Genomic DNA, 11,675 nt, shown 5'->3' with positions numbered 1-11,675 from the left:
TATAATCAAAAAAGTAAAAATCTGGAAAATCATCTAAATCAGTATAATCCTGAGAAAGACAAAAACTCGCAAAAATATTTTCCCTCCTTGTAGGTAATTCTCCTCCCGTTACCTGTCCTTCTCTCTGAACACGATTCCACTTTTATGATAAACGAAGAAAATTTCGTCTTACTGGTGACCCGTAAACTAGCCGGATCAGCCACTCCGGCAGAATTGTCGGAACTGGAAGCCCTGCTGGAACAGTACCCGGTACTGAAAGAACGGTATACCCACCTGCACCATTATTTTGAAGATCCGTTACACCATGCAGCCGAAAATACGGAACAGGCCCTGCAACGTACCTTATCAAAAATAAAATCTCAACAAACGGCGATCACATCTCCCGACACTAACATTAAAAAAATAGGTAACTGGAAATGGGCAGCAGCAGTAGCAGCAGCGGCAGTGATGCTGGGAGGAGCCTTTTACTTCTTTAATAAAAGTACACAGGCACCGGCAGCAGGAAAGGAACAATGGGTGAAACGTACCAACGGCAAGGCTTCCCGCTCATTTATAGAACTGGCAGACGGCAGCAAAATATGGCTGAATGCACAAAGTACGCTGACCTATCCCGAAAAATTCAAGGGCGATAGCCGGGAAATTTTTCTCGAAGGAGAAGCCTTTTTTGATGTAGCCACCAATGCCAAACGTCCTTTTATCGTTCACCTGAAAAAAGGAACCATTAAAGTACTGGGTACTTCTTTTAATATCCGCGCGTACGAAAATGAACCGGTGCAAACCGCTGTAGTAACCGGTAAAGTGGCCTTCATTCCACGCTATGAAGAGGCGAAAAAAATCAACGACACCATTCTTATTACACCGGATGTGAAAGTAAGTTTCACCGCCAGCAGCGGTACACTGATCAAAGGCAATACCATTGGGGCAGAAGATAAAGCCTGGACAGAAGGCAGACTCATTTTCAGGAATGCTACCCTCGAAGAAATCGGCGCCAGCCTGGAACGCAATTTCAACAAACGGGTACAGTTTGAAGCCAATGCACCGAAACAATATCGTCTTACAGGTTCTTTCCATAATAATTCGCTGGAAGATATTATGTACTACCTGAGTAAATCAAAAGCATTCCACTATCAGATTACAGATTCAACGCTTGTCATTGGCGAATAACATAAAGCCAACATTACTATTTATTCATTTTTAATCACCACTACGTTATGAGAAAGGAACTATACAAGCCTTCTTTTCGTCCACCTTTCGGGTCGCTGATAATTTGTTTATCGCTACTGAGCGTGCTGGACCTGCATGCGCAGGTAGCTTACGCGGCTGGTACGCGGAGGCAGGTACAGCATCAACCGGCGAAGGAGCGGGAGAGACCCCCGGCTCCCAACTACCTGGTTAGCCTGCAGGTAGAAAATGCCAGTCTGGCGCAGGTGCTGGACAAAATTGAAGCACAAACCTCCCTCGTGTTTGTATATGCCAATGATGATATAAAAGCCGCACAGAAAATATCCCTCAGCGTAAAGGATAATAAACTGGACGACGTATTACAAATGATCCTGTTGCCACTGGAAATCAACTATGAATTCATTGCCAACAAAATTATTTTAAAACGTAACGGACTCAATTTTTCTACCGATCAGCAACAGGAAATTATTATTTCCGGCCGGGTAGTGGATAATAAAGGACAAGTGATTCCCGGCGCCAACATTCGCCTGAAAGGACAGAGCATTGGTACTGTGACAAACGCAGATGGTACCTATACCCTGAAAATACCTGCCAACGCGGCCAATGGCGTACTGATATTTTCCTCGATAGGATATGTTCCTTCGGAAATAGCTATCGCCGGCAGAACCAATATCGTGACCATGCTCACCACAGATTCCAAAGATCTGGGTGAAGTAGTGGTAACGGCTTATGGTCAGCAGAAAAAAGGACAGGTAACCGCCGCTATCAGCACGGTGAATTCCAAAGATATTACCAGCAGACCTTCGGTGAACATGTTCCAGGCGTTACAAGGCCAGGCACCTAACCTCATCATGCAACAGGCCACTGCCGAACCCGGTGCTGGTATGGTCATGAACATCCGTGGGGTAGGTAGCTTAACCGGTAATGCACCGCTGGTGATCATTGATGGTATACAGGCCGGTACTGCCGGTTTGCAGAACCTGAACCCTTATGACGTAGAAACCATTTCTGTATTAAAGGATGCCGCTTCTGCTGCTATTTATGGCTCGCAGGCGGCTAATGGGGTGATCTATATTACTACTAAAAAAGGTAAGAAAGATGAACGCCCTTCTATACAGTACAATGGTATGTATGGCTGGCAAACGCCCACCACATTGCCACGCAACGTGGAAGCATGGCAGTACATGACCCTGAAGAATGAAGCGCTGGTGAACTCCGGTAAAACGCCGCAGTACACACCAGAAAATATTCAATACTGGCACGACCGTGGTTCTGAACCTGCAATGCTGCATGAAATGCTGCGTAAGTATACCCCACAGCAAAACCATAGCTTAAGTTTAACCGGCGGCGGCAAAAGCAGCAGCTACCTGTTTTCCATGGGTTATGTAGATCAGGGTAATATGCTGCAGAATAAATATGTACCGCAGGATTTTTATTACAAAAGATATAATGCCCGTTTGAACGTATCCGTTGACGTTAGTAAGTATGTAAAGGTAAATGCCAACGCAGCCTATACCCGTTCTACCTACCGCAACCAGGTATCTGACATCGGTTTCCTGATGCGGGATGCCATGCGCGTACCACGTACCAACGCAGTGAAAGATTCACTGGGTAACTGGGTGGTACCTAGTCTCACCAGCAACAGTGTGATTGCATTGCTCGCAGAAGGAGGATTTAATCAAAGAACCATCGACAACCTCATGGGAGGACTGGATGTGGTGATCACGCCGGTCGATCACTTCAGGATTAACCTGAATGCCTCTGGTGTTTATAACATTGATAACAACAACCAGCGCATTAATAAATTTACCTACGCTCCTTATTATACCACGGCTACACCGCCTTTGTATAACCAGGCGCAACAAGATGAATACAAAGATCTGACGACAAACGTATATGCCACGGCGGAGTATGAAAATACTTTTAACAAGCATTATGTAAAGGGACAGGTAGGTGTGCGTAGTGATGCGATAGATGAAAACTATGGCTTTAGAGCTACCCGTTATGGTACTACTAATCTCGACGCCGACTGGGCGATTGGTGGTAATTATATTCCAAAGCCGGACGGTACCTACGATTACAAAGACATAGGCACCTACAACGATTTACGTAATCCAAATCTGTATGCACTCAACTCCCTGTTTGGCCGGTTGAACTATGCGTACAATGATAAATACCTGGCGGAAATTACCTGGCGTTATGATGGTTCTTCCAAGCTGGCACCGGGTCATCGCTGGCAGTTCTTCCCGGCGTTTTCACTGGGCTGGAGACTGACAGATGAAGCCTTTATGCAGGAGGTGAAAGACAGGATCGGTAATTTCAAACTTCGTTATTCCTGGGGACAGGTGGGTAACTCTAACATAGGTGGATTCAACTACCTGTCGAGAGTATCCATTGCTAACGCTAACTATTCCTTTAATAATTCTATTGCCCCCGGAAATACTTTCTCTACGTATAATGACCTGTTGCAATGGGAAATCTCTACTATGAGCAACTATGGTGTAGATGCAGATTTCTTCAAAGGTAGGTTAACCGCGTCTTTCGATTATTTTAGTAAGATGACCGATGGTATTTACCTGTTCCAGACAGCACCAGGAACTGCCGGTACGGCGGCTCCGCTGGAAAACGTGGGTAAGGTAAATAACAAAGGATGGGAGCTGGCATTGGCTTATCGGGCCAACACCGGTGCTTTCCATCACACCTTTGGTTTCAATCTCTCTGATAACCTGAACAAAGTGATTAAATTCGGACAGGAATCTGTTCGCGGATCTGATGTGAGCTTTATTATTAAAGAAGGATTTCCGATCTCCTCTTACTATGGTTATAAATCCGATGGTTTGTACCAGAACCTGGATGATTTAAAGAATGCGCCTAAAGTACCGTTTGCCTACAACCAGCAGGTAATGCCGGGAGATGTGAAATACATTGACCGTAACAAGGATGGTGTGATCGACGAAAATGATCGTTATGTATTTGGTAATCCATTCCCTCGCTATACTTTCGGCTTTACCTATAATGTAAGCTGGAAAAACTTTGACCTTACCATGTTCTGGCAGGGGGTGGGTAAAAGAGAACAGTTCATGCGTGGTGATATTGTGGAAGCCTTCCATAACAACGAAGACCACGCCATGGTGCAGCACCTGGACCGCTGGACGCCTACCAATCCCGGCGCTTCCTATCCACGTTTGACGATCGGCTCTGCGGATGCCAACAACTTTGCTTACTCTGATTACTGGTTGTTTGATACCAAATACCTGCGTCTGAAAAATTTCCAGGTAGGATATAACCTGCCTGCTTCCTTAATGAAAAGAGCGGGTATGCAGGGTGCACGGGTATATTTCACCAGCCAGAACCTGATAACGATTATGCCTAAACGATTTCGTGAACTGGGCGTAGATCCTGAGTTTACGCAGTTCGATGACAAGCTGAATATGAATAATTACAACGCCATTGCCGGACGTAATTATCCCAACGCAGCCACCTTCGCTTTTGGTTTGGATGTAAAGTTTTGATGCCTAAACAATCATTGTTATGAAGAAATTAATCTTATCAATATTAGTCGCCGCAGGATTGTTTGGCTGTCGTAAGCTGGACCAGCCCATGACGCGCGAGTTTACCGAAACAGCCTATTGGCGTGATTCACAGGATGCACTGGATGCATTAACCGCTTGTTATGAGCACCTTTCAAAGGATGATTATTTCTTTGGAGATGAAGCCCTGAGCGATAATGGTTATAATAGTGGTGGTGGATTACTGAATGTCAATGCGATTGCCAATGGTGGTTATGATGCGGCCAACGGCCGTGTAGTAGATACCTGGTCGTATTATTATACTACTATCCGTCGTTGTAATACCATTACAACCAATATAGACCGGGTACCCAATATGGATGCCGGACTGAAAAGCCGTATCATCGCAGAAGCCCGTTTTATCCGCGCCTATGCTTATTTTCAGCTGAGTGCCTGGTATGGCGATGTACCTTTTTATACAGATCTGATTACGATTGATCAGTCACGTACTATTGCCCGCACTGACAAAAATACGATTCAGCAATTTGTGTTGACCGAGCTGGCGGATATTCAGAAAGACCTGCCTACCAATGTGCAGCAGTCGCAGAATGACCGTGGCCGTGTTACCCGTGGTGCCGCCGTGGCGCTGAGTGCCCGTGTACACCTGTTCCGCAGCGAATGGCAGGCAGTGGTGACCGATTGTGAGCAGCTGATGAATAAAACTGACAACGGTACTTACGCACTCTTTGGCAGTTACAGGAACCTGTTTACCGTTCCCAATGAATACAACAGCGAGGTAATCCTGGACCTCCAATACGGTGGCGCCAGAACGTACGACAAACAACGTAGTTTCATGCCGCAAACCATTGCCGCACTGAGAAGTGTGCTGGTACCTACGCAGGACCTGGTAAATGATTACATCATGACCAATGGTAAAGCGATTGGAGAGGCAGGATCCGGATATGATGAAAACAATCCTTACGTCAACCGTGATCCACGTTTCGAAGCGACTATTTTGCATGATGGCTCTACGGTGACAGACTTTAGCGGTAACGTACAAACGATTCTGACCAAACCGGGATCTACACCAGCTACCAATACAGTAGATGATCAGGGTGCATCACCCACCGGTTATTACTTCTATAAATATTACGACCGTAATGCTACTAACTATGCTTCCGGTTTGAACCTGATCCTGATCCGTTATGCCGATGTATTGCTGATGTATGCAGAAGCAAAGAATGAACTGGGGCAGATGACCGCCGCCGTATGGAATCAGACCATTCAACCTTTGCGCATCCGTGCAGGATTTTCAGATGCAGGTGCTACCCAGTTTAATGGAGCACTGAGCCAGTCACAACTACAAACAGTGATCCGCCGTGAAAGACGTGCTGAATTTGCGTTTGAAGGGCTGCGCATATTGGATATCCGTCGCTGGAAAACGGCAGAAGTAGTGATGAACAGACCGGTAAGAGGTATTAAAGTTACTTCCGGTGCATTTAATAAAGATGCCAACGGATATATCATCGTAGAAAACAGGTTGTTTACCAATCCCAAACATTACCTGTGGCCTGTACCTACCATTGAACGCGATCAGAATAAAAATCTTTCACAAAACCAAGATTGGTAATCCTTCCACCTAAAACTGTAATAACATGCAAAAATATTTAATCATCTTACTGAGTGTTATATTGTTTAGCTGTAAAAAAGACTACACACTCAATACCAATATGCAGCCGGTAGCGAAACTCACCGCACCGCTGGATAATAAATACATTAAGCTGCAACCTGCCACCAGCGCCACCCTGAGCTTTGAATGGGATCAGGCCCGTGCAGAAGATGGTTCACTGGTGATCTATGAAGTCGCTTTTGATAAAGAAAATGGTGATTTTTCCAATCCTGTTGCCAAATATTCCTCCGATGGTGGTGGCGTACAGAACAAGCTCACCTTATCGCATAAAGACCTGAACAGCATTGCTGGTAAAGCAGGCATTGCATCGCTGTCTACCGGTAAGTTGAAATGGACGGTACTGGCTTCTAAGGGATATAATATCCAGAAGGCAGCGGAAAGCAAACTGATTGAAGTAGAAAGACCTAATGGTTTTGCAGAAATTCCTACCGATGTATACCTGACCGGTACAGCTACAGAAGTGGGTGATGATTTATCGAAAGCGCTGAAGATGAAATCCACTGCGCCCGGAGTATATGAAATTTATACCTCTCTCAAAAATGGTAAATATCATTTTGCCAGCAGAAACACAGGCACGCCTACTACTTACTCCATACTGGGAACAGCGGTAAAAGAAGGGGGAGAAGGAGAGCAGACTGCCGGTACGAAAGTATACCGTTTACGTTTGGACTTCAACAATGCGGCTGCTACTGTGACCGAGTTGACCACCGTAGGGCTTTGGTTTGCACCGCTGAACAAGTTTTTATTTGAAATCAGTTATGTGGGCAATGGTACCTGGAGTATCAAAAATCAGCTGATTACTTTCAAACAGGAATCATGGGGTCGTGACGAGCGTTATAAATTCCGTTTAGCCGTTAAGGATAGTGATGGTAATGCAGGCGAAGAATGGTTTGGTAGTGCGAACAGCGATAATAATCGTCCTACTGCCGCCACCGCATTGAGTTTCTGGGAACTGCGTCCAATTGCGGGTAATGACCAGTGGGGATATTGCTACAAATTTGCCACAGAAGCAGATACCAAGAACTGTGATATCAATGTATACTTCACTACTGATAAGAACTACACGCACGAAATAATCGTCAAATAATTATAGCCATGAAGATAGTACGGTATTCTATATTAATGCTCTCCCTGGCCTTCACTGCATGTTTGAAAGAACCTGTAGATGATGGCCCGGGTCCGGGCGCGGGCAAAGAACGTTATGCGTATAACTGGCCACAGATAGCTGATTCGGCTACACAGGGGGTGATTAGTAATTTCTGGAATCCTGAGAAATATTTTAATCAGAACAGTGCCGGTGGTACCACCTTTAATTACTGGCCCAATGCGCATGCGCTGGACGTACTAACGGATGCGTACATACGTAAAAATGATCCCGCCATTAAATCCCGGATGGATGATTTGCTGGCAGGCATGAAGGTAAAGAATGGCGGCACTTACATCAATTACTTCTATGATGACATGGAGTGGATGAACCTGGCCTGTTTACGCGCTTTCGAGGCTACCGGTGATACCCGTTACAAGGATGTAGCCATATTACTGTGGAATGATATCAAAGGTGGCTGGGACGATGTTTGGGGTGGCGGTATTCACTGGAATAAAGACAAAGCCAAAAACTATAAAAATACGCCGGCCAATGCGCCTGCCTGTATTATCGCCTGCAGAATGTACGGTCTTACCCAGAATGCGGATGATATTGCCTGGGCAAAGAAAATATACGATTGGCAAAAGAGTACGCTGGTAGATCCTGTGAGCGGTCTTGTTTGGGATGGTATCAACCAGGATGGCAGCGGGCAGGTTACCAAAAACTGGAACTTCACCTATAACCAGGGCGTTTTCATTGGTGCTGGTGTGGAGTTGTATAAACTCACCGGGCAAAGCATTTACCTCAATGATGCTTTGAAAACAGCTAATAATACGCTGGGTGGCGGGTTTACCAATGCCAACATCCTGAAGGACGAAGGCGCCGGTGACGCTGGTTTGTTTAAAGGAGTATTGGTGCGTTACCTGATGTTACTGATTACAGATGGAAGTCTTAGCAGTACGGATGCTTCCCGGTATGCCAATTTCCTGCAGTTGAATGCAGAAACTTTATGGCAGAAGGGCACTACCCGTCCGCAGGTATTATTTAATAAAGACTGGACCACCCTTGCGCCCAGCAGTGATCTGACCACGCAGTTGAGTGGCGCTATGGTGATAGAAGCTGTGGCCAAACTTAAAAGTATGGGATTGATTAAGTAACGAATATGAGCGTGATGGGGCGTAAAAGGACGACTGTTATCTTATGGTGTTTGCTTGTTGCCGGTGGGTTATATGCCCAGGGCAATAAGCAACGGGCAACCCTGTTACAAAAGGCAGTTGACCAGTATTTGTATGAGCGCAAAACCGGTTTATATATTCAAACCAGCGACCGTAACCAGAATCATAATTTGCATGCCGACCTGTGGGGCCTTTGTGGTCTGATACAAGCGGCCAATGAAATGGAAAAATTATATCCCGGCAAATCGTATATGTCGCCGGTGGTAGCGGCTATTAATCAGTATTATGATCCGATTCCACCCGCACCGGGATATGCCTCTTATGTGGTGAAAGAAAGAAGGGAAGATCGTTATTATGACGACAATCAATGGATTGGCATTGCCTACCTGGACGCCTATACGAGAACGGGTAAGAAATGGTACCTGGAGAAAGGAGCGGAGATTTATCGTTTTATGATGACAGGCTACGATACCGTGAGTGGCGGCGGGTTGTACTGGAAAGAAGGGGATAAGACCACCAAGAATACCTGTTCCAATGGTCCGGCTATATTACTGGCGTTGCAATTGTATGATGCCACGCATAAGAAAGTTTATCTCGATACCGCGAGGATGTTGTATAACTGGGTAAACAGATATCTGCGTGGTGAAGATGGTGTGTATTGGGATGCGCTGAAGCCTGCAGAAAACAATCGTATTGACTCGGCGGCGTATACTTATAACACCGGCACGATGCTGGAAGCCAATGTAAAGCTGTATCATATTACCAGGAATGTACAGTATTTAAGGGAGGCACAGCATATTGCCGAGGGTGGGTATCAGCGGTTTTTCAGACAGGGTCGTTTTCATTCCTCCTATTGGTTTAATGCAGTGCTGCTGAGAGGTTATGAGGCATTGTATAAAGCTGATAGCAACAAAAAGTATATTAACGCTATGCAGGAATACGCAGATAAAGTGTGGTGGCATGATCGCGACAGCAGCACTCAAATGCTGGGTAATCGCCCGGAAAAGGAGTTGCTGGGACAAGCGGGGATGATAGAAATCTACGCAAGACTGGCTGGTATTTAATATTTAACGCTATAACGCTACGAAATAAGCCCGCTACGTTCTCGCAGCGGGCTTTTGTTTTGTGTATGAAGAAGTAAGCTTATGAAAATCTTGTTACCAGTGCGATGCCCTGGTAGGTGTTCAGTGTATTTTCATCCATGAAAACCACTTTACCACCTTTCTGGAGTATGCTGTCGATGATAGGGAGAGAAACGTCTTCCGCACCAGGGTTATTGGATTCCGTGATGGTGCCATTTTCAATGGTGCCATGGTAGAAATAGTTCTTTTCCAGGTAGAGGGTGTCTGCTGCACCGCTTTCTGCTGCCCGGTAAATATCTCCCAGGTCTACCAGCAGGCGTTGTTTAGATTGTGCCTGACCGATCGCCTCCAGTGCGGCGGTTTGTTTGTCGGCTAAATGTTGCTGTACCAGCGGGAATGTTACTTTCAGTATTTCGTGGCTGCTGGTATCGTCGTAGCTGCCGGCGGCAGTAGCCATTACAATATTTTTGATATCCATTTGTTCCTGGTAGTAGGCAATACTTTTAGTGTCGCCCAGCAATACTACGGGGAGTGGATTTTCGTGATAATATTTTTTGAATTGTTTATCGGCCACATTGAAATATTCTTTCAGCAGGTCATCTACAATGGAATCCTGTTGCAGTTTCATGGGGTCTTTGGTGAAATACTCGTTGGCGAAGGGGAAGTCGGCATTATGAATCTCCCTTACCAGGGTATCGTTATAAGCTTCCAGCAGCCTGATTTTCTGGCGTGCAATGGTGAGGATATAATAATGTTCCTGTTGTTGTAATGCTTTCAGGAGTGGCCGTACCTCAAACCGGTCGCCAATTACCACCCGGTCTGTAGTTGGAACGGGAAGTTTTACCACCTGCACCCCATCGGTATTGGCAAAAATGGTGAGGCTATCCAGGTTATAATCGTGATTGATGTCTGCTTCCGCCGCTTTAATTTTGTCCAGTACAGGCCATACTTCCCTTTTGTCGAAGGTTTCGTATAGCCGTGTTTCGGCTTCCACTACCAGTTTTTTCAGGTTGATGGCATCCTGTTTATTATCGGGATGGGTTCTATGTGTAGAAAGAAGAATTGTTACTGCCGGTGCTCCGTGGTATTGACTTAACGTCATTAATGCTTGTTCCATGATTCCAGTTTTTATGCTTTAACAAACGGTAGACTATAATGTTTGACCGTTTAGTAAAGGTAACTTAGCGGCATTGCTCCATTCATGATAAGTATCACGCGGCCGACTGATTTTCATCAGTTCATGTTATTATTTTGCGATAATATTACATAATTCCTTAATTTTATGATATTTATTATTAATTTATCACCGGGAGCAGCTATTCCTGTCCCTAAATAAAAAAGAGAAGAAGAAACCTATCCTAACCTTATGAGGCTGATGATATTGCTGTTTTTTGTTTGCGTGCATTTGTCTGTTTATGGGCAGACAGCTGTGCCGCCGGCTAAAAAGGGGAATCGGGCAACAGAGTTTCAGATGAAGGAGGGGAGCTATCTGAGTTTTGCGCAGGTAAATTTAAGTTTAGGAGAGATAGGCTTCCGGGTAGAAGTAGCTTCCGAGCATAAAAAGAGTAATGCCCGTCTTGAGTTCCGCATCGACAAGCCCAAAGGAAAAATTATCGGGACATTGGAAATTCCGTATACAGGTGATAGTACCTATGCGTTGAAGTTAATCGGTAACCTGCGACATGCAGAAGGTGTGCATGATTTATACCTCGTAGCCAAGGGCGCCATGCCCTTTAGTATCACCTCTTTCGGCTTCATCTACAATTATTAATATAGCCATTTACGTTAGTTTTAGATTTTTTTTGGAGAAAAGAAATAGGTGTGTATATTTGCAATCCCTGACACGATATCAGTTGCCCAGATGGCGAAATTGGTAGACGCACTGTGTTCAGGTCGCAGCGCTCGCAAGGGTGTGCTGGTTCGAATCCAGTTCTGGGCACTAGAAAGGTTGTA

The 11,675-nt window shown here is 45.3% G+C and carries 8 protein-coding genes and 1 tRNA gene; 8 read left to right on the top strand and 1 reads right to left on the bottom strand.

Features of this window, described 5'->3' with window-relative positions:
- Positions 1–144: 144 nt before the first annotated feature.
- The 6 genes from VIP81_RS09675 to VIP81_RS09650 are packed head-to-tail and all read left to right on the top strand — an operon-like array spanning position 145 to position 9,704.
- Positions 145–1,164 (top strand): FecR family protein, encoded by a 1,020-nt coding sequence (locus tag VIP81_RS09675; RefSeq protein ID WP_331959105.1) that lies wholly within the window; start codon positions 145–147, stop codon positions 1,162–1,164.
- 47 nt (positions 1,165–1,211) lie between these two features.
- The gene (locus VIP81_RS09670; protein ID WP_331959102.1) at positions 1,212–4,694 is read left to right on the top strand and encodes a TonB-dependent receptor; all 3,483 of its coding nucleotides are present in this window, start codon (positions 1,212–1,214) and stop codon (positions 4,692–4,694) included.
- A gap of 19 nt (positions 4,695–4,713) precedes the next feature.
- Positions 4,714–6,321, top strand: coding sequence for a RagB/SusD family nutrient uptake outer membrane protein (locus VIP81_RS09665; RefSeq protein ID WP_331959098.1), 1,608 nt, complete (start codon positions 4,714–4,716; stop codon positions 6,319–6,321).
- Positions 6,322–6,346: 25 nt separating this feature from the next.
- Positions 6,347–7,468, top strand: a complete 1,122-nt coding sequence (locus tag VIP81_RS09660; RefSeq protein WP_331959095.1) for a SusE domain-containing protein — start codon at positions 6,347–6,349, stop codon at positions 7,466–7,468.
- A gap of 8 nt (positions 7,469–7,476) precedes the next feature.
- A complete protein-coding gene (locus VIP81_RS09655; RefSeq protein WP_331959092.1) occupies positions 7,477–8,622 on the top strand; it encodes a glycoside hydrolase family 76 protein in 1,146 nt (381 codons plus the stop codon).
- A gap of 14 nt (positions 8,623–8,636) precedes the next feature.
- Positions 8,637–9,704, top strand: a complete 1,068-nt coding sequence (locus VIP81_RS09650; RefSeq protein ID WP_331959089.1) for a glycoside hydrolase family 76 protein — start codon at positions 8,637–8,639, stop codon at positions 9,702–9,704.
- A gap of 79 nt (positions 9,705–9,783) precedes the next feature.
- Here the strand turns inward: VIP81_RS09650 and VIP81_RS09645 are convergent, their stop codons facing one another.
- The gene (locus VIP81_RS09645) at positions 9,784–10,839 is read right to left on the bottom strand and encodes a hypothetical protein (RefSeq protein WP_331959086.1); all 1,056 of its coding nucleotides are present in this window, start codon (positions 10,837–10,839) and stop codon (positions 9,784–9,786) included.
- Positions 10,840–11,088: 249 nt separating this feature from the next.
- On the opposite strand from VIP81_RS09645, the gene VIP81_RS09640 reads away from it, so the two are divergent.
- Together VIP81_RS09640 and VIP81_RS09635 are read left to right on the top strand one after the other, a co-directional pair.
- Positions 11,089–11,493: a carbohydrate-binding protein gene (locus VIP81_RS09640; protein WP_331959083.1), complete on the top strand. Its 405-nt coding sequence runs from the start codon at positions 11,089–11,091 to the stop codon at positions 11,491–11,493.
- Positions 11,494–11,577: 84 nt separating this feature from the next.
- Positions 11,578–11,661 (top strand) — tRNA-Leu (locus VIP81_RS09635).
- The last annotated feature ends 14 nt before the right edge of the window (positions 11,662–11,675 follow it).

Source organism: Chitinophaga sp., assembly GCF_036566945.1.
GTDB lineage: Bacteria > Bacteroidota > Bacteroidia > Chitinophagales > Chitinophagaceae > Chitinophaga.
Note: the sequence above shows the minus strand (reverse complement) of the source record. Positions and strands in the feature narration are given on the sequence as shown.

What these genes read in the sequence shown, in the direction of transcription:
- VIP81_RS09665 (WP_331959098.1), top strand. Translation starts at nt 4,714, where the DNA reads ATGAAGAAATTAATCTTATCAATATTAGTCGCCGCAGGATTGTTTGGC.
- VIP81_RS09645 (WP_331959086.1), bottom strand. Translation starts at nt 10,839, where the DNA reads ATGGAACAAGCATTAATGACGTTAAGTCAATACCACGGAGCACCGGCA.
- VIP81_RS09660 (WP_331959095.1), top strand. Translation starts at nt 6,347, where the DNA reads ATGCAAAAATATTTAATCATCTTACTGAGTGTTATATTGTTTAGCTGT.
- VIP81_RS09675 (WP_331959105.1), top strand. Translation starts at nt 145, where the DNA reads ATGATAAACGAAGAAAATTTCGTCTTACTGGTGACCCGTAAACTAGCC.
- VIP81_RS09655 (WP_331959092.1), top strand. Translation starts at nt 7,477, where the DNA reads ATGAAGATAGTACGGTATTCTATATTAATGCTCTCCCTGGCCTTCACT.
- VIP81_RS09640 (WP_331959083.1), top strand. Translation starts at nt 11,089, where the DNA reads ATGAGGCTGATGATATTGCTGTTTTTTGTTTGCGTGCATTTGTCTGTT.
- VIP81_RS09670 (WP_331959102.1), top strand. Translation starts at nt 1,212, where the DNA reads ATGAGAAAGGAACTATACAAGCCTTCTTTTCGTCCACCTTTCGGGTCG.
- VIP81_RS09650 (WP_331959089.1), top strand. Translation starts at nt 8,637, where the DNA reads ATGGGGCGTAAAAGGACGACTGTTATCTTATGGTGTTTGCTTGTTGCC.